Raw genomic sequence first — 19501 nt, forward strand, 5'->3', positions numbered from 1 at the left:
CCTGCTATTTGCCTAGCATAATGCTGTTAAACGGGTGATCCTCACGATTGTCTGGAAACGCAAAGCCGCTGATTCCTTTTTGGTACACGGCTGTTTTCTTAATATACGACAGCGGTACCAGCGCCGATTGCTCCTGCAGCTGCTTCAGAATGGAGCCGTAGAGCTCCTTCCGCTTATTTTCATCGGTAGAAAGCAGCGCTTCGGCAATTTGCTTATCCATCTCCTGCTTTCCTTCAATTTTCGAGAGAGCGTCGGAGAAGCCGAAGCCCTTTTCCTTCACAATATGTATAAACGAATGCGGGTCATATGGAGCACCGTAGTTGCTGGAAAAGTTCATTTCAAACTCGCTTCCGCGGAACCTTTTAATTTGCTCTGCCAGCTCGAGACCCGTAATTTTCAGCTTCACGCCGATCGCAGCCCATTCCGCTTGAAGTGTTTCAGCCATAGGCTTTTGGATCTGATCCGTCTTCTCATAGATCAGCTCGAATTCTAAAGGCTTGCCATCCTTCTCACGTACCGCTTTCCCCGCTGGCAGTGTCCAGCCTGCCTGATCGAGCAAAGCCTTCGCTTTATCGACATTGTACTCCCTTGGCGTTACGTTAATGTTCGTGTACGGGAAGTTCTTCGAGAGAATATTGTCAGCTTTCTCCTCCAAGCCTGCGGTAATGCCGTCTACCATCGCTTTTTTATTAAAGCCGTACTGCAGGGCTTCGCGCACCTTCAGATCACCCAAGGCACCCTTCGTTGTATTCAAGACAAGCAGCCTTGTGCCTACAGGCTCGGACAGACTCGTCTCATACTTACCGCCTGCTTTCAATTGTTTAAACGAATCCATGCTTATGACGCCTTCCCCGAAGATCAAATCCAAATCTCCTTTTTCAAAAGCAAGGACTCGCGTTTCCCCATCCGGAATAATTTTTACGACAACCTTATCGATTTTCGGAGCCGGACCCCAATAATTCGGATTTTTTGTAAATTCAGCATATTCATCCTTCTTGTATGTAGACAGCATCCAAGGTCCCGTCCCGATGCCTTGCTTCACGCCCTTGGAGGTGTCCCCGTCATCCGGAAAGCCGCTATCCGCCAAGAATCTGACCGGTCTGACTACTGCCAAATCCTGAAGGGTTGGGGAATAGGGCTGCTTCAGCATCAGCTTCAGCGTTTGCTCATCCGGTGCTTCTACCTTCTCTATTACGTTAATCACGCCAAGCCATGTATGGTTTTTGGAGTTGGTTAAGACAGCATCGAAATTTTTCTTCGCATTGGCTGCAGTAAATTTAGTACCGTCTGAATACTTCACATTGGCGCGAAGCTTGAACGTATACTCCTTACCGTCCGGAGAGATCGTCCACGATTCGGCAAGGTGCGGCTCAAGCTTGCCTCCGTCGCCATATCTGACAAGCGGTTCGAAAATCATTGATTGAGCGATTAATTGTGATGGATTATATACATGGGGATTCATCGGTCCGATATCTCTTGGCCAAGACATCGTTATGATTTTTTCCTTTGGAGTCTCCGTCCCCCCCTGTTTTGTCTCTTGGGACTGGCTAGAAGAGCATCCCATCAGGATTGTAGAAACAACTAACAAGCAAGCCGCAAGTGTTTTGATTCTTCTTGACGCAAACATTAGAAACAAGTTCCCCTTTCGATCGCGCTATATAATTGATAATGATTATCATCCTCGTTGATAATGATAATTAATATCATCTTCTATTGCAAGTAAAATTTTCATCAATAAGAAAAGCTTCTATCGAAGCCCTCTTCTCGCTCGGGGAGGTACATTCGTGAGCAAGAGGAAGCTTTTCGTGAACCATTAGAATCCTTAAGCTCCGCTCAAAACTTATAAATTCTAGCGATCTATAGATTCGCCCGTCAGACCGGTTGGAATCTTGTCCGCTGTTGAAGTTACAGGAGCAACCACTACGGACTATCGCCCAAAAGCGTCTAGCTGTTTTTCAATTTTTTCGTTGAGACCGCCTGTGACAGTTCACCGCAGGCATCATAAATTCTAACCTATCGATTTTTAACGTTGGAAGACGCTGGAAATACCTTGCTATTATGGTATAATTTCTTTGTTGAGTTATTGCACGATATTTTATTGAAGAAGAATAGTGTAACAGAAAAGGAGGTCTGACATGAATCTAAGAAGAACATTGGTAGTATCCATATTGTCTCTAGCTATGGCGCTTTCCCCTGTGGCGGCAAGTGCAGCAACCGAGTCACTATAAAGAAGCCTTAACCGCATAGTACGGGCTTCTCGCCCCTTTGCAATAGAAACAGCGGCAGGCATGGACTGATGGTCCATGCCTGCTGCTGTTTACGTTTCTGTGTAGCAAAGTTTTCATCAAACATAAATTGGAAATGAATACATATTTCAAAATAAAAGTTAGCACAATATCACTAACAAGACTTTCCATATTCGGAGGGATTCCGTTGAAATCGTCTACTTCTTTTACCCAGGACATTGATAGCACCAAGAAAAACACGCTAACCGCTGCAGAAGTATCTGCCCTTTGGAACCAATACATGGGCGATTCGATGTCCGTCTGCATGTATAAATATTTCTTATCCATTGTTGAAGATAAGGAGATCAAGCCGATACTGGAATTTGCATTGCAATTGGCTAAGGAACATATTGCGAAAATTACTATGTTCTTTAACGACGCTAATTTCCAAGTTCCTCGAGGATTTACTGAATCGGACGTCAATGTTAATGCTCCGCGATTGTTTTCTGACTCCTTTCTATTATTTTACTCTTATATTATGAGCATACACGGCTTAACTGCTTATAGTCTGGCCGTAGCCAACAGCGAGCGGAAAGACATTCAAGATTATTATTTTGAATGTCTCGAAAAAACGAAAGAATTGTTCCAAAAAATTTCCAATTGTGCAAAATCTCAACCGAAATTTTCGGGGGTTCCCTCTGTCCCTTCTCTTCAAGAGGTCGAATTTATCCACTCGACGGGGATCATTTCTAATCTTTTCGGAGACAAAAGACCGCTTAATAGTACTGAAATAGGCAACCTGTTCTTTAATTCCAAAAAGACCGGGTTTGTACGAACGTTAAGTTTGGCTTTCAGTCAAGTGACGGAACATGAAGATGTTCGCGAATTCCTGGAGAAAAACGTTACATTGGCTGGGAAGGACGCAGACAGCTTTGACGAAATATTAAAACAAGATGATATCTCCTTACCACAGAGATGGGATGATGAGATCACTGATTCAACGGTAAGTCCGTTTTCGGACAAACTGATTATGTTTCATGCCGCTTTTTTAGTAAACGCGGCGCTTACTTATTACGGCGCATCCATCGGCTCCAGCTTAAGATCGGATATCATTTTAAACTACCGGCAAGTGTCTAACCACGCCATGCAGGCCGGTGCGATCTGTTATAACCTAATGGTGAAACATGAGTGGCTGGAAAAACAACCACAAGCGATTGACCGAGATGCCCTGGTAAAAGACTGACTCAAGTATGTTTTTAGAGCACATTAAGTATTTTAACTCTTATGTAAATGCTTAACTGATGCAAAATCTGCAATTTTGAAGTTTCCGCTTTCGTAAGTAAGTTTTGTTATCGAACATTCCGTAACCAATTCACTTTGCACGGATATGAAATTAGGATGCCAGGCCTCAAGATCTTCCTTATGAAATGTATGTACTAGAAAGTCCGTTATTAATCCGCCATGAGTAACAATGACAATATTACTATGGGGCGGGTGCTGCGTTGCTATTTCAAATAGTAATGAGGATAAGCGTTGCCTTGCCTGTAATACAGAGTCACCCACCGGCGGTATATAATCAGGTTCACGTGTACAGCGCTCCCACATCGCAACAAACTCATCAAAGGTTTGTCCCGGTAAGTCCCCCCAATTGGCTCGTTCCCGTAAACGGGCATCCACACAAATTGTTGATTTCGCCTCTAATGCTATATACTCGGCGGTTTCTTTCGCTCTTCGAAGCGGGCTTGAAAATATGGCTGCAACGGGTAAATTTGTAAAATATCTGGCAGTCGCTTGTGCTTGTGATATGCCCATAGAAGTTATGGGGACATCCCCCATTTTCTTCTCCTTTAGAGCATGCCTTACCAGAAAAAAAGACGTGCTCATTCATTGGTACCTCCCATTTGTCTTGTCTCAAGCTAAAAGGATAATCACCGAATGAGTGACTATCCCTGTGTAACCGAGTAGGCGTTCTATTGACTCTTATGTGATTGTAACAAGGACTTCAATGGTTGTTCGTAAGGCGAAATTTTTGGTTTTGAACCATCATTTTCTCTCTTTATTGTTATTTTCTGATGACCGTCGTATTGTAAAGCTGATCCGCACAAAAGAACCGCTGCCAGGCAAATGGTTACAATGATTGATTTTTTCATGTAGATCACCCCCCGCTATATCATATGACGATCACTTCGAGAGGGGAATAAAAAGTAGCGGTTCTTTCCTATGCACTATAATCCCGGAGAAGCTTCTCCAAAGCTCCTTTTACATCACCTTGAAAAACCCCTCCATGAAAGCAAATTAGTTGAGCTATGTCATATTGGAGCAAACGTCGAACGGAACTTAAAGCCTCTGCCATATCCAATGTAAAATGGGGATTCGCAATGTCCAGTTTACCTTGTTCCAGTACAACAGCATCTCCTGCGATAAGCGTTTTACTGGATGGCACATAAATGGAGATATGTCCAGGCATATGACCCGGAGTATGGACAATCTCCATCCCGCCGCACCAAGGTAACGTCTCATCCGAGGAAACGGTACGATCGACCGTAACCGGTTCTATTGTTTTCAGAAAGGATATAAATTGTTCCGCGTATGGCTTTTCCAGTTCGGACAAAGCATCCAACCCGGATTCCGCTTGTTCCAGCCGCAACGACTTTTTTGTTCCTTCGATATACGGCTTTTCCAGCTCGTGCGCGATAATCTCTACTTGCGGGTACAAGCGCTTCAATCCCGCAAGCGAGCCCATATGATCCATATCGTGATGAGTGACGATTACTTTGGTTATCGAAGCTAAACTGACGTTTTTGCGGTCGGCAGCAGACTCAAGATAAGCTTCAAAATTCGGATATCCACAATCAATAAGAATCGTGTCCTGCTCGTCTTGAAGAATAGTTGGAATAATGACTTGCCTTTGTCCGTTAAATTCAAAATCGATCTCAAGTAAATGTATGCTATGCATAAGTGCCCTCCGATAATTAACCTTACTACGTAACATCTTATCAAAGTGAGCAACAAAATAATCCGTACATTTTTATTTAACCTATTCTCTCCGGGCGTAGCCGGTATCAAATGTGAGAGCATTGCCTTTGCGGTCCAAGAGCCGGTAGTCTTTTCAGATATTCTGCATGGCGGCGAACCTCCTTCGCCCCCAGCGGGCCGCCGTGCCCCACATAAAATGTCTCGTGGCCGGAAGAAATTAAACGCAGAAGTTCCTCGGCAACCCGATGCGGATCATCCTCGAATGGCGGTCGAATGGCGTGGTTTTTTCTCATGATGCCTCCAAGCAAAATACCCGAGGCCAACAGATCACCCACCATAGCGTCATTCGACTCCAGTACGACTGATATTGATCCTGAGGTATGCCCAGGTGTATGTATCGCCGTTCCGGGTACGCCGAAACGCTGTAAATCAACAGGTTGTTTTCCGGAAACCAATAAATCCGGCGTAAATCCCTCGTAAGGCTGACGGATAAATCCCGTTTTGAAAAACAGCCGGGCAAACCGTCCCGTCGGACAGAACGTCATCTCCTCTTCCCGGTTATAATGCTTGGCATCGCCCTCATGGGCGAGAATGGGAGCTCCCGTAAGCTCCCGCAATCTTGCAGCACTGCCGGCATGATCGACATGGGCATGGGTTATAATGATAAGCTTGATGTCCTTAAAGGTGAGCCCCTCTTTCGCGAGCGCTCTTCCTATTTTTTGCTCCGATCCCGGTATACCGGCATCGACCAAAACGCAGCCATCCGGTCCGCGCAGCAAATAGGCGTTCACCATGTGCATCGGAAGAATGGGAATCCGTACAATGCTCACTTTCTTCATAAACAAGTCACCCCTCTACAAAAAATACCGAACGGTTCGGTTTTTTATAGCTTACCAAATATTTTTCGATAATGCCATAGTAATGTTAAAATGATAATATTCAATTATCTTAAGTACGGGGGTTATCTTTCATGCGTAAGGGCGAGAAGACACGCCAGCATATTATCGAGAAATCCGCCGGACTCTTTAATCAAAAAGGGTATGCCGGCTCTTCCATACAGGACATTATACAAGTCACGGGATTGACCAAAGGCGGCGTCTATCGGACATTCTCCGGGAAAGACGAAATTGCGCTGGAAGCGTTCGATTATGCCTCGCGGATTATGATGGAGCATTTCTTGGAGGCTGCGGAAAAGTCGGAGACGGCGATCGGGAAGATCTTGGCGGTATGCGCGGTATACGAAGACCCTGTTAATCAGCTTCCGATCGAGGGGGGATGTCCCTTGCTCAACACGGCGGTGGAGGCGGATGATGGTTATCTACCGCTCCGAGAGAAAGCGGTAGCCGCACATGGTCATTTCACGGCGTTCATTCAAGGTATATTGGACGAAGGGGTCACCTCGGGGGAGCTATCTTCAGGTCTCAACACGGAGGCCGTAGCTTCGTTCGTGGTTTCTTCATTGGAAGGCGGCGTCATGGCAAGCCGGTTAACCCGGGACAATAAGCACATCGGGTTCGTGATTCAGCAGATTAAGCTGGTTCTCTCGACTTATCAAACCATTTAGCGAGGAGCGGTTCTTGGTAAATAGCGCCGAGTAGCGCAGCAAGGCTGCCGATTTCTTTTCGGCAGCCTTTGAGGATCGCAGGGTCCTTTTCTCATCCGTATAAAATTACTCCGATACTTCGACGACAATCGTATCAAGCAGTCGTCCCTTTACGTAGGGAAGCAGCCTCCAGCGCCCTGCTTCAGGCAGCTTCATTGATGTGACGACGTGACGGTCGGCTCCGTTCAGTTCACCGGCCAAGGCATTGGCCGAGCTTATCCGATTTGAGGAGTACACATCGACGATCTTGGCTGTACCTTGCTTCACCGCCTTTACCTCAAAGGGCCCGTTAAGAATGTCATCGTTCCCCCAGAAATGCCACATGTACTTTTGGTTTCTCCCGGCAATGAATCCGGCATCGATGAACCCCACTTTTTTCTCGACACCGCGCATCATGTAAGCCCCGGATGTAAACTCAGGCGTAAGATCCCATGAGGGCTCAAGTATAAACAGCTGTACATTGCCATAGGGCTTATCGTCGAGCAGCACGCTCAGTTCCCACATCCCCTCCAGCGGCAAAGCGAACTGGGTTGTGAATCTTTCCAGTCCTGCATAACCGGGGCTCGGCTTCGTAATGACTTCGGAGGATACTATCTCCTTCGCGCCCGATTGGAGATGAACGGCTTGAAGCGTTACCATTTTTCCCAAGTAGGTTTCTAAGGCCTCGTCAAAATGAAACATATATCCCGTGGTTTTCCCCGCCGTCGCATACGGGTCCGGATAGACTGTGAATAGTCTTCGTCCGTTATCATAATAGGTATGCCGCGCTGTCGGTTTACCGGATATTTCGACGGGCGGTTCAATTCCTGACGGCAACACCATGTCTTTGAACGGAAGCCAGCCGATAACCAATGATGTTATGACCAAAGGTACACACACAGCCGATACTACGGAAAAAGGGATCCTTTTCGACTCACCAGCACGCTGCAGCACCTTATGTTTCAAATCAGCGGTAAAATGGCGATCGGCAAAAGGCGGATCCGCCATACTACTGGCCCAGCCCGGTTTTTCCTCACTCATGCTCTACACCTCCTCACGGGATATAAGCTCGCTCATCCGTTTCTTCGCACGATGCGATCTTGATTTAACCGTACCTTCCGATATTTTCAACAAAACGGCGATTTCCTTTTGCTTCAGGCCGTAATGAAAATCGAGCACTAATACCTCTCTATATTTGCGTGGCAGCTGCAGGACTGCATTCCAAACCGCGCGGTTATCGAGACGGTCGAAAACCACTTGCTCCGCAGCCGGGGAGGTCCCCCATTTCGTAAATGTATCGGTCAGGGTTACTTTACGAAGGAAGGTGCTTTGCAAATAATGCAGTGCCTTATTCCTCGTTATCGTCAGCAACCAGCTTTTGACCGAGCATTCTCCTCGAAAGGCGTACAAGCTGTTATATGCTGCTAGGAACACCTCTTGCGATATATCGTCGGCCACTTCAGAACGATTCGTCAGAAAATAAGCGAAGTTCCATACATCGTCTCCGAACGAATCCATTAAGTCGCGCAGCACGATACTCCGATCATAACCCTGTGCCAGATGTTTCAAGTAATCCCACTGGTCCGTCAATGCCTTCACCCCAATTAATAAGACCGTAGACTACAACAGATGGTTCCCCATTTCAAAATAAATATCTTCTTCCGCTTGTCCAAGCAGCGGCCGAGCCAAGGCAGGGACGATTACTGTTTGCGGAACGCCGTGGGAGAAAGGCCGAACTTGTTTTTAAATACACGGTGGAAATACGTATAGCTTGCGAAACCGGAGCTCTCCGCGATTTGCTCCAGCGTCAGGTTGGTATGCTTCATTCGTTCCACTGCGTCGGATAAACGAATTTCCAGCGCATACTGCATGATCGACTTGCCGTAGAACTCTTTAAAACAATGCGCAGCGCGGGATACGCTCAAGCAGGCATGCCTTGCCACGTCCTCTACTTTAAACGCTTCCCTTGCATGCTCCTCTATGTATCTCCTCATATGCAAGGCCGTTTGCCAGCGGCTGTGAGAAGTCCGCGTATCATTAATGGCACGGTCCAGGGCCAGGCAAAGCGCCCGCAGTAAATATTCGGTCATCTCGGAATTTTCGTCTTCCAAACGCTGCTTTTCTTTGATGATCTGATTCCATAGGGAAAGAATGACATCGGTCATGCCAATGCGGATTCGAATCGGTTTAGCGGAACGATGCCACCAATCGTCCACCCAAGCTCCCCGGCAGTATAAATAATAATCCCCGCTGGTCACCTTGGATAGGGCAGCTTGTTTATCCTTATCATGTTCCCCGATACGAAGCTCATAAAAACTGCCGGGCTTTAGCAGGATAAGATCTCCGGGCTCAATAGTGAGCTCCTGCCCCTCAGCATGTACGACGCACCTTCCCTCCGTCTGCAATCGAAGCAGATACGTTGCGAGCCCCTTATTCTTGTTTCCCCTCTGGGTACGATGAGTGTGGTACGAATAACCGCAAAGCAAAACATTTTTTTCCAAGTCATCACCATCCAACTATTCATAAAAATAGCAGAATCTATCATGTTTTCGATTATATTGATTATTCTTTTCAGTCGCAATATGAATTAGTATGGTAGAGTCAAACCGGCAATCGCAGTCAACCATGATAACGTTTATCAACCATGCAAATGGAGGGGTAACAATGAAGCAGCGAATTAGAAAATACGGATGGATCGCTTTATCGGCGCTACTTATCGTTTCGGGGTGCGGAAATGGCGGAGCCGACAGTAGTAAGGAGACCGCCGGCAAGGAGGAGCTGTATAATAACGAACCTGTCACCTTGACGTTCTATTCCCACTATGCAGGGATACTGGGCGAAGCCGACTTGGAAGCGCTGGTAGCCAAACCCGTGAAGGCGAAATTCCCTAATATTTCGGTTCAATTAATCAGCGGAACCACGCTCGACAAGCTGATCACCGCCGGTGAAGTGCCGGATGTCATTCTTACAAGCAACTATTATTTGCACGATCTGTTGCAGCAAGGCTTGGGAAGCGATTTAAACGACATGGTAAAAAGCCATAACATCGATATGAGCCAGTTCGAACCCGAAGCGATCAACTTGCTGAAGAAATTCGGGAAAAACGGGGAAATCTACGGAATGCCCTATGCTATGAATTACGGAGTCATGGCGTATAACAAAGATATTTTCGATAAATTTGCCGTTCCGTATCCCAAGGACAATATGACCTGGAACGAGGTGATTGAGCTGGCACGCAAGGTCACGCGGGAAGACCAGGGTACGCAATATATCGGACTTGATCCGGGAGATCCGCAAGTGCTGACGCGGGCCTACTCGCTTCCCGTAGTGAATGATAAGCAGGACAAATCGGTTCTGACGAACGACGCTTACAAGAAGGTATTCGGACTTTTCGAGCGGCTCTACAGCATTACGGGAATCGTCGGCCCCAATAATAAATATACATACGGAATCGACTACTTCCTTAAGGACCAGAAGCTGGCTATGTTCCCTTACTGGATCGCCAATCTCACTACGCGGCTGCCGCAATTGCAAGAGCAAGGCAAAAACTTCAACTGGGACGTCGTTTCCTTCCCCTCGTTTGACGATAAACCGGGATATGGCAGAGAGATTGACTTTCATCTTGCCATGGTCACACCGACCGGTAAAAATAAGAAAGCGGTTTATGCCGTTCTTCAAACGTTAGTTTCCGAAGAGGCGCAGAAGGCTATGAACAAAGGAATGCGACTAACCGTCCTTAAGGATCAAAATCTGAAAAAGCAGTTCGCGAGTGATACCAAATTATATGAGGGCAAAAATTTGGAAGGAATTTTCAAAGTGAAGCCGGCTCCATTACCGGAAGCTACGAAATTTGATGTGAAAATCTATCCGTTCCTGAAAGAAGCGGCAAAAGGGGTAGCCACGGAGAAGAAGGATATTAATACTGCCCTTAGGGAAGCCGAGGAGAAGGCGGATAAGTTTATTAAAGAAGAGGGCTTGAAATAAACATTCGATATAGACAAAGCGGGCTTCCGGAAGGAGGCCCGCCTTCTGTTGCATCGGAATGTAATGGAACAGTGCACAAGACGTGATAAAGCTTTATAGCATTTTTTTCGTCATTATGATTTCCAAGGGTTCATTCTCAAGCAACAAACACCCTGCATCCCGATAACCTAGTTTTCTGTAAAAGTGCTGTGCCCTCTCATTAGATAAAGTAGACGTCATAACCAATGCAAAGCCCTTTCGTTTCATTTCGTTCTCCCAAAAGAGTACCGCTTGCGTCCCTAACCCCTTACCTCGAAATGGCTCAGATATCCAAATCATATTCATAAATGGTGTGTTATCCCAAAAATATCCGTACCTCATCCATCCGATAATGCTTTCGTCTTCGTTACGCAGTATATAGATTTCTTGGTTTTTCAGCTTTTGCAATAGCAAGCTCTGTGAAATATGACAGTCATGCTCATGCAGGTACCCGTAGTCTGAATCGGCAGCGATATCAATCTTCATCTTTATCTCCCCTTACATTTATTTAACATAAAAAAGCTGCCGTTTTGTTGCCGCGGCAGCCTCGTGATGATCAGATAACAAATACCTTCAACGCATTTCATGCTAAATTCGAACCTGCTCCAAGCTGCCGCCTTTAACGAACAATCGCTCGATCCGCCTGGTTACGTCCGGGTCGGGAATCAGCGGAGGCGCATGATGCGGCTTGAGACGCGCGTCGAGAATAAGATTGTCGCAGCCCCAATGCTTGTGCTCGTATCGGCTGTTTACGCCATACAGATCGTGCGAAGGATTACTGCGCGTAAACGCCGCCCAAAGAAAATTGTCCAGCCGCTCGCTCAGGAAATCGCTGTCGTCACAGACGACGATGAGCGGACATGAGGCTAGTTCACCTCTATCCTTGAGCGCTTCGCTCAAGGCTGCGAATTCCTTCTCAGCCTCCGGGTATGTCGTGAAAGGCCCGGCCTGCAGGGCAACAACGCCCGGCATGACAAGACGCGCGTTAGGAAAGTCACGAAGTCCCTTCAGCGCCTCCGGCACCTCTCTGCACAGCTCTCTTTTCTTGTCGCCGTAGGCTGCAATGACGACCTTACTGCCGCTGTTCAAACCGGTTCCGGAATAGTCCAAAGTGTCGATCGTCGTGTTCGTCTGGAAGTGGATATCCCGTCTTAAATCCAGCCTCTCCAGAATATAGCCCATAAACTCCGCCTCTCGGTGCGTGCTGATCGGAATCTGCTCCTCCGCGGTAATGAACAGGTACTTCGCCAGACTAAGCTGGCCTGTCCCGAGGATACGGTTCGCCAGTGTGAGCAGTTCGGTTGGCTGCTTCACGCGCTGATAAGGCGTGTAGCGCTCGCTGCCGATCGCGAACAGCAAGGGATGGACACCGGCCGCGTCTACCGCGTGCACTTCCTCAAGGCCGGGGATTTCGACTTTGATCGCGTCGCCGGTGAGCTCGTGGATGAGGGCGCCGAACGTCGTATCCTCCTGAGGAGGCCGGCCGACGACGGTGAAGGGCCAAATCGCATTCGGTCGGGCATAAACCTTGTGAATGTGAAGATAAGGGAACGGATGCGTCAGGCTGTAGTAGCCGAGATGGTCGCCGAAGGGCCCTTCCGGCTTCGTCTCGCCCGGACGGATTTCTCCCGTGATGACGAAGTCCGCATCATGGCTGATGCAGTAGCCGTCCTCATAGCCGTAGCGAAAGCGTCGGCCCGCAAGCAGACCGGCGAACGTCATTTCGCTCAGCCCCTCCGGCAGCGGCATAACCGCGGCGAGTGTATGTGCCGGAGGCCCGCCGACGAAGATGCTTACCTTGAGCGGCTGGCCCTTTTTCACAGCTCGCTGCTGATGAACCCCAATACCGCGGTGAATCTGATAATGAAGACCTACCTCGCGGTCAATAACATATTCGTTGCCTGTAAGCTGGACCCGGTACATGCCGAGGTTCGCATTCATTATTCCCGGCTTCAACGGGTCCTCCGAATACACTTGCGGCAAGGTGACGAACGCTCCGCCGTCCATAGGCCAGTGATGAATGAGCGGCAAATCGGAAATCTTGATTTCCTGTGCGGTGACGGGAGCGCCTCCGCTCTTTCGGAGCGGCAGCGCCTTGGCTGCAGCGAGCCCCGTAGCCACATGGAGAAACGGCTGCCTGAGCGCCTTGATCGGATCGTTCCGAAGCTTCATAACCTGCTGTACGCCGGCCAGCGTGCTCCGAAACATATATTTGCTCCGTTCCAGGGTACCGAACAGATTAGAGACCGCCCGGAATTTCGAGCCTTTCACATTTTCGAACAGCAACGCGGGACCGCCCGCCTCATACACCTTCAGGTGAATCGCCGCCATCTCGAGGTAAGGATCCACTTCCTCCTTCACGCGAACCAGATGGCCTCCCCGCTCCAGATCCAAGACGCAATCTTCCAAATTCCGATACATCGTCATGCTCCAATCCATAAAAATAATTGTTACTACCACTCTAGCATCATTGCTTGATGTCGTCAAAATCCGCTCAGCCTCATGGCCTGTATCGGGTCAGCAGTTCGGAAAGTCTTCTCCGGATCGACTCTACTAATTCCTCCGGCTCCTTCAAATCCACTTCTTTTCCCAAGGAAATAAAAAATTCCGTGTAAAAAGGAACGTCACTTCGTGACACGTCCGTATCGATCGTGCCGCCCCCATCTGCTCTCACCCGCAGCAGGGGAGCAAGCCAGAGCTCGGCTTCGCAGCGCTGGACTCCTATGCGGGTCAGCTCCGCTCTCAAACGTATAGGCTCCCTCGGCTCGTACGTCTCACGCCGTTCAAGGGAAACATCGTCTAAATCAAGCGGCTCAATGCCGGATGTATCTTCCGCCGCCTCACTGATCCGGTCGCACCGAAACACACGGAGACCCTGTCTCAGGAAACAGTACGCTTTACAATACCAAAAGCCGTTATGCGCATAGACGGAGCTCGGCTGGATTCTGCGGCTGGTCTCCCCTTCCTCCTTCGACCCGTAATTGATTACGAGCACCTTGTTATGGATGGCGGCATCAAGCAGTATAGCTAAGCACGGGGCATCGCCCCGCCTTGTCGGCGTAATGAAATCGACCCTGTGCTTCATACTGTCGATTCGATCTCGGACGTCTCCCGGCATGTGAAGGTAGAACTTGCTCAGAGCTGAGGCGGACTCCGCTTCGAACGGCAGCGAGGAATAATGCCGCAGCGCATGGACGGCAAAAAACATGGCGGCGGCTTCCCCTTCCGTGAAGGCAATCGGCGGAAGTACCCTCTCCCTTACCACCTGATATCCACCGTGCGGCCCTACTTCAGAATAAAGAGGTACTCCAAGCTCGCTTAGCTCTTGTAAATCCCTAAGAATCGTACGCTTGGATACGCCGAATTCGTCGGCAAGCTCTTGCACCTTAAAGCGTCTTTTGCGGTTAACCGTCATCATGAGCTCCATAAGCCGTTTCGATTTGGTCACGATAATCAGCACCTTTAACAAAATTTATACAGCAAAAAGATTGATGACAGGTATTGTCACTATTATGACTTAGAATAGGTTCATCAAGCAACTAACCATAAGGAGCGATCACTATGCGAAAATGGACTGCGCTGTTTTTCTTCATCATGTTTCTTATCGGGACGGATACGTTTCTGATTTCCCCCTTGCTCCCGACTCTTCAGACGAAATTTTCAGTTTCAACGGAAAGGGCCGGATGGATGATCGGCTCGTACACTTTGGGATCGGCCATCTTTGCTCTTATCGCCGGACCCCTCTCCGATGGCTGGAACCGTAAAGTCGTCATGCTCTGCGGCTTGCTCGGATTCGCCGTTTCGACGATCCTCTGCGGTTTTGCCGACAGCTTTTGGACGATGTGCCTATTCCGTTTTCTTGCCGGTGTCAGCGCGGCTTTCACAGCTCCGCAAGTATGGGCCTCCATCCCGGCCGTCCTGCCTCCGGAACGCATCTCAAAGACGATGGGCATTGCGTTCTCGGGGCTGGCAGCCGCTCAAGCGCTTGGGGTACCGATCGGAAGCTGGCTAGCGGTCTTCTCATGGTCCGTGCCGTTCTGGACCATTGGCGCCGCGGCGCTGCTGCTGGCGGTCGTGGTCCGGTCCTCGCTGCCGGACATGAAGCCGACTGTCCGTCAAGCGGAGAAGACATCGGTCTTTCGCCGTTATGTTCCGCTCCTCACAAGCGCCAAGGCAAGAAGCGGTTTTCTAGCCTACCTCCTTCTTCACTTGGGAAGCGGAACCGCTTTCGCATTTGTCGGTAAGTGGGTTGCCGACCGGTTTCATCTGCCTGTCGGGCAGGTTGGCACGGTGATGATGTTCCTCGGCTTCGGCACGCTGCTGGGAAGTCTGATTAGCGCATACGTCACGCGAAAGCTCAGCCGGATCAAAGCATTTTCGTTTGGTATGCTGCTGCTTGCAGGACTTTATATAGGGGCGCCTTACTTACCCGGCATCGGTTACGTAACCTTCGTCTATCTTATCATCTTCGCAACGCTTGGGATTTTGTTCCCGATTGCCATGGAAGCACTAATCTCCTTACATTCCTCTATCCGGGGGACGATCTCCAGCTTGGCCAACTCAACCATGAACGGCGCCAATACGCTCGGAGCATGGGTGGCCGGTATCTTGTATGTCCAATTCGGCGGATTTTCATCGATCGGTGTGTTCACGGCCGTCTGCCTTGCCCTCTCGCTTGGAATGTTCCTGTTAGGAGGCGTACTGCAGAAGAATGAACTGAAACACACCACACCATCGCCCTAAAATACAAATAAACGGCTGCTCCCTCAATGAGGAGGGAGCAGCCGTTTCGGAGAGTCTTATTGACTCGCTTCTTTCTTCAAATAGGCAAGATCAGCCAGCAGCTGCTTCGCAAAGTCCGCATCGATATGCTTCCCTGCCTGGGCAGACACTTCATTCTCCAAAGCGTTTAATGCGTTGACAAGCCGAGCTTGGTTGCCCTCGTTTTGAATTTGATTCACTTTGACACTCAAGCTGTTCAGCACGCCCGGATTGTTGATCTTTCCCCTCGCGTTCGCCAGCTGCAGCGCTTCGTCTAATTGATTGCGGTCCATCACGACTGCCAAAGTGAATTCCTTCACCGTGACGTTGCCTGCATGGTCCGCCGCCCTGATCGCAATTACGTGCTCGCCAATCGGTAACGTGTAGGGCTCTACGCTAACAGGCAAGCTGAAGGCTGCGCCGTCCAGCGTTGCCTCCACCTGGCTTACGCCGCTAAGCGGATCGGTGATGTCGAACGGGATCAGTACGGCATCGGTGCGATACACCGCGGTCGTTACCGTCGGTTGAATCGTTGGACCCGTGAGATCTATGCTAACCGTTGCCGACTGTTCGGCTTCCTTGTTCCCCGCCGAGTCCATACTGTAATACCGAAGCGTATGCACGCCTTCCGTGCTGACCACAGCCTCGGTTCCCATTGTGAACGGACCCTCGTCAACGCTGTAATAGCTGGTAGTTTCGGAGCCCTCGGCATCGACGGCAGACAGACGAATCACCTGGGCTGTGTTCTGCCAGCCGGACTTGGCATCAGTGGTCGTGACAGGAGACGTTACGTCCTTAGCAAGGGTCTTCACCGTTACCGTATTGGAGGAAGCCGACTCCCCGGCGGCATTGCTGCCTTTGATATAATAGGTGTACTCCACTCCGGGCTGAACGGTTCGGTCATAGAACGTATCTACTTTGGCATAACCGACATATTGAGCCGGTTCTCCTGCAGACGAACGATATATATTGTATTGCGTCGCACCGCCATGTGACGTCCAGATCAGTCCGACAAACGTTTCCCCCGTTAAACCGACAAACAAATTCGAAGGGACCGCCGGCAGCGGCATAGCCAGTTCAAGCTCGCCCGACAGGCCCGACTCGCCCATCTCGTTCTCCGCGCTCACCTTGTAGCTGTAGCCCGAACGATCGGCACTCACGCTTTGATCGGTATACTGAGAGGAGGTGGTGCTGCCGATGCGGGCAAAGCCATTCTCGCCGTTCGCCTTCCGGTAAACATGGTAGGTTTCCGCGTGGCTAACCGGATTCCAGCTCACCGTGAACGACGAAGTCGTTACAGCACCGGCCGTCAAGCCTGCCGGCGTCTCGGGAACAGACACCGGAGGGTTCGTCGTTACGCCGATACTGCCGGACAAGGCGGATTCTCCACCCATGGATGTTGTAGTAACCTTGTAATAATACGTCGTTGAAGGGCTCAACATCTTGTCGGTATAGGCAGACTCGGATGTATGGGCGACCTTCTGATACGGCCCGTCAGCGGAAGCAGCCCTGTAAATCCCATAGCTGATAGCCTGTGTTACCGGCGTCCATTCCAGCCCCACCGAGATACTCTTCGTAGAGGCAACCTGCAATCCTTGCGGCGCAGGCGGAATCGGCTGCGAGGCATCGTAGGCAAATATTTCAACCGAGGCAGTGTGCGGAGATTCGCCCCCCGCGTTCAAAGCGGCCACCTTGTAATGATAGGTAACCCCCAGCTGAACGGCTGTATCCGAGAACGTTGTCGTGCCCGAATCCGTACTGCCAATGACTTTAAAATAAGGATCCATCGAAGTGGATCGATAGATCAAGTAAGAGGATGACCCGTTTACAGCCTCCCATTGAAGTGTAACGGAAGGGCCGTCCTTAAGCTGGCCTGTTAGTCCCGTCGGCGCTAGGGCTGGCGGGAGTGTACCGGGACTCACCTGCTTCAGGATGACAAAATAGTTCATTCTCGATGTATTTTGATTGGGTCCCATTACTACGTGAGAGCCTGCAGCATAACGCTTCTTGAATAGCTTGAACTGCACCGGCTGGTCATCTGTGATGGTTAACCCCGTATCCTCGTAAGAGGATGTCAGCCACTCTGGCCTAGGGGAGATTCTTGCATCGTGGGCGACATACACATCGGCATCCGCTGCCAGGTAAAAGGAGACCAGATCCGGGCTCGTCGCGCTTCTGGAGGCCACGGGGGAACGAATCCATTCCATCCCCTTCACTTCGTCCGGAATCGTAACGAATCGATAGGTTTTGCTCCCGGTCAGCCGGTCGCCGGCTACGTAGTCCCCTGCCTGAAGATTGTCTTGGATGGACCAGTTGGCCTCGTTGACCGCCCCGCTGCCGCTGTTGTCATGGATAACAACGCTGCGGATCGACCTCCCGTCCATACTCCGCACCGGCTTCTCCTCCGGCTCCGGAGCCGGCTTCGTCGGAGGAACGAACGGTGTGCCCGACCATGCCGGCGGGGTCAAAGGATAATGGGCGGGAAAGCCCGGCGCGGCCAGCTCATTCAGGTAGTCCTCCAGATTCGTGTAACCGTCTCCATTTCTGTCCGCGTTGCGATCCTCCGCATCGAGCGGATTCAAGCCGTTCGCCGTCTCCCAAGCATCCGGCATGCCGTCACGGTCGGTATCCACAGGAGCCGTACCCTTCGCCAGCTGAGGGAAGCCTCCTACATCGTTCTCATGACCGATGATCACTCCGGTTTGCTTGCGCACGCTATCCACTACCCGTTTATCCACGGCATCTCTGGCAAGAGATGAACCGGAATAGCCAAGAATATGCCTATAGGCAACCTCCGGCTCCTGCGTATGGACAGGAGGATACTCGAAACGCTCCGGCACAATAAGACTAGGCCGTTCCACTTCCATCATCCCGATGCCGGTATCCGCCCCATCAAGAACACCGTTCTTATTGCTGTCGATCCGGTTGTTGGCAAGGTAAAGACGATAGTTCTCGTTGCCGCGAACAACCGCATACTGGGGATCCGCCGAATTCAAGCCTGCGATAAAATAATTGCCTACGACATTCCCATAGCCTTGAGTGCCCGATTCGCCACCGGCTACATACGGATAGCCGCCCCAGTTATAAACGATATTATTGACAAAATCGATCTGCCCCTTCGTTTTCGGATTGCGATCGTTATTATGGGCATAAAGATTATGATGCATGGAGATTGTATTCATCTCGATCAAGCCGCCCATGGAGTGAGTCAGGAGACCTTCCGATATGATCGACCATTGCACCGTAATATTTTTGGATTTCGGATTGTCGTAATTCTTGCTCTTGATGGACAATACTTCATCCGTCCCCCACGAGAAAGAGGAATGGTCGATGATCACATTCTGGCAATCCTCAAAATACATTGTGTCGTCTTGGAAGCTTTGAACTCCCATGCGATAACGCAAATAACGAATGACAATGTCACTGCACTCGATAAAGCGGATATTGTTGCCGCGAATCGTTACGCCGTCTCCCGGCGCCGTTTGTCCCGCAATCGTAATCTTGGATTTGTTCCTTACTACCATTTGCGGAATGGTGATTTCACCGGAAATATCGAAAACGATCGTGCGAGGTGTCGTGCCTGCGGTCATCAGCGCATCGTGAAATGTACCCGGACCGGTGAGCTCGTAGCTGGTAACGTGATACACTTCGCCGCCGCGTCCTCCCGTCGCAGCGTAGCCGAAGCCTTCGGCTCCCGGGAAGGCCGGCAGCGCGTCATAGGCTGCTCTGGCTGAGGGCATCGGCACTTGGAATAAGGTGACGGCTATTACAACAGACAACAGGAGCGCCATCCATTTTTTCATATCGAACCTCCTTGTGAATGAATAGGTACTGACAGCAGCGCGCAATAATGGAACCTGATTCCCTCCCTTCAGGAAACGTACCGTCATCGTACCCGCAGGACCTGCAACATCCAATCACCCAATCCTCTAATTCATGAACAAATACGTGATTC

General features: G+C 49.9%; 16 protein-coding genes. 4 read left to right on the top strand and 12 right to left on the bottom strand.

From position 1 onward, the window contains the following. Nucleotides 1–4: 4 nt before the first annotated feature. On the bottom strand, nt 5–1627 hold the full coding sequence (nikA, locus tag RAC89_RS26590) for a nickel ABC transporter substrate-binding protein (RefSeq protein WP_306616746.1): 1623 nt from the start codon (nt 1625–1627) through the stop codon (nt 5–7). Nucleotides 1628–2433: 806 nt separating this feature from the next. Here nikA and RAC89_RS26595 point away from each other — a divergent pair. Further along, nucleotides 2434–3468 carry a DUF3231 family protein gene (locus RAC89_RS26595; protein ID WP_306616747.1) on the top strand — a complete coding sequence of 345 codons (1035 nt, stop codon included), beginning with the start codon at nt 2434–2436 and terminating at the stop codon, nt 3466–3468. A 32-nt stretch (nt 3469–3500) separates the two neighbouring features. On the opposite strand, the gene RAC89_RS26600 is transcribed toward RAC89_RS26595, so the two are convergent. The 4 genes from RAC89_RS26600 to RAC89_RS26615 form a co-directional block, all read right to left on the bottom strand. Next, nucleotides 3501–4109 carry a histidine phosphatase family protein gene (locus RAC89_RS26600; protein WP_306616748.1) on the bottom strand — a complete coding sequence of 203 codons (609 nt, stop codon included), beginning with the start codon at nt 4107–4109 and terminating at the stop codon, nt 3501–3503. Between the two features lie 86 nt (nt 4110–4195). Further along, nucleotides 4196–4375: a hypothetical protein gene (locus RAC89_RS26605; RefSeq protein WP_306616749.1), complete on the bottom strand. Its 180-nt coding sequence runs from the start codon at nt 4373–4375 to the stop codon at nt 4196–4198. Nucleotides 4376–4443: 68 nt separating this feature from the next. Beyond that, entirely contained in the window at nt 4444–5181 is a 738-nt protein-coding gene (locus RAC89_RS26610; RefSeq protein ID WP_306616750.1) for an MBL fold metallo-hydrolase, read from the bottom strand. 106 nt (nt 5182–5287) lie between these two features. Next, a complete protein-coding gene (locus RAC89_RS26615) occupies nt 5288–6040 on the bottom strand; it encodes an MBL fold metallo-hydrolase (protein ID WP_306616751.1) in 753 nt (250 codons plus the stop codon). Between the two features lie 131 nt (nt 6041–6171). On the opposite strand from RAC89_RS26615, the gene RAC89_RS26620 reads away from it, so the two are divergent. Beyond that, a complete protein-coding gene (locus RAC89_RS26620) occupies nt 6172–6765 on the top strand; it encodes a TetR/AcrR family transcriptional regulator (RefSeq protein WP_306616752.1) in 594 nt (197 codons plus the stop codon). Between the two features lie 105 nt (nt 6766–6870). Here the strand turns inward: RAC89_RS26620 and RAC89_RS26625 are convergent, their stop codons facing one another. The 3 genes from RAC89_RS26625 to RAC89_RS26635 all read right to left on the bottom strand — a co-directional run bounded on the left by RAC89_RS26625 (nt 6871) and on the right by RAC89_RS26635 (nt 9284). Beyond that, complete coding sequence (locus RAC89_RS26625; RefSeq protein ID WP_306616753.1) at nt 6871–7824, bottom strand: DUF4871 domain-containing protein; 954 nt, start codon at nt 7822–7824, stop codon at nt 6871–6873. Nucleotides 7825–7827: 3 nt separating this feature from the next. Beyond that, nucleotides 7828–8382, bottom strand: coding sequence for an RNA polymerase sigma factor (locus tag RAC89_RS26630; protein WP_306616754.1), 555 nt, complete (start codon nt 8380–8382; stop codon nt 7828–7830). A 101-nt stretch (nt 8383–8483) separates the two neighbouring features. Continuing rightward, nucleotides 8484–9284 (bottom strand): AraC family transcriptional regulator, encoded by an 801-nt coding sequence (locus RAC89_RS26635; RefSeq protein WP_306616755.1) that lies wholly within the window; start codon nt 9282–9284, stop codon nt 8484–8486. Between the two features lie 163 nt (nt 9285–9447). Here RAC89_RS26635 and RAC89_RS26640 point away from each other — a divergent pair, with 163 nt between their 5' ends. After that, nucleotides 9448–10767 (top strand): ABC transporter substrate-binding protein, encoded by a 1320-nt coding sequence (locus RAC89_RS26640; protein ID WP_306616756.1) that lies wholly within the window; start codon nt 9448–9450, stop codon nt 10765–10767. 93 nt (nt 10768–10860) lie between these two features. On the opposite strand, the gene RAC89_RS26645 is transcribed toward RAC89_RS26640, so the two are convergent. From RAC89_RS26645 to RAC89_RS26655, 3 genes are all read right to left on the bottom strand, one after another. Further along, nucleotides 10861–11271 carry a GNAT family N-acetyltransferase gene (locus RAC89_RS26645; protein WP_306616757.1) on the bottom strand — a complete coding sequence of 137 codons (411 nt, stop codon included), beginning with the start codon at nt 11269–11271 and terminating at the stop codon, nt 10861–10863. Nucleotides 11272–11373: 102 nt separating this feature from the next. After that, a complete protein-coding gene (locus tag RAC89_RS26650; protein ID WP_306617809.1) occupies nt 11374–13206 on the bottom strand; it encodes a UbiD family decarboxylase in 1833 nt (610 codons plus the stop codon). 79 nt (nt 13207–13285) lie between these two features. Next, the gene (locus RAC89_RS26655) at nt 13286–14233 is read right to left on the bottom strand and encodes a helix-turn-helix transcriptional regulator (protein ID WP_306616758.1); all 948 of its coding nucleotides are present in this window, start codon (nt 14231–14233) and stop codon (nt 13286–13288) included. A 113-nt stretch (nt 14234–14346) separates the two neighbouring features. On the opposite strand from RAC89_RS26655, the gene RAC89_RS26660 reads away from it, so the two are divergent. After that, on the top strand, nt 14347–15528 hold the full coding sequence (locus RAC89_RS26660; RefSeq protein ID WP_306616759.1) for an MFS transporter: 1182 nt from the start codon (nt 14347–14349) through the stop codon (nt 15526–15528). A 56-nt stretch (nt 15529–15584) separates the two neighbouring features. Here the strand turns inward: RAC89_RS26660 and RAC89_RS26665 are convergent, their stop codons facing one another. After that, nucleotides 15585–19349 (bottom strand): OmpL47-type beta-barrel domain-containing protein, encoded by a 3765-nt coding sequence (locus RAC89_RS26665; protein ID WP_306616760.1) that lies wholly within the window; start codon nt 19347–19349, stop codon nt 15585–15587. Between the last annotated feature and the right edge of the window lie 152 nt (nt 19350–19501).

The organism is Paenibacillus sp. GD4, assembly GCF_030846225.1.
Lineage (GTDB): Bacteria > Bacillota > Bacilli > Paenibacillales > NBRC-103111 > Paenibacillus_G > Paenibacillus_G silviterrae.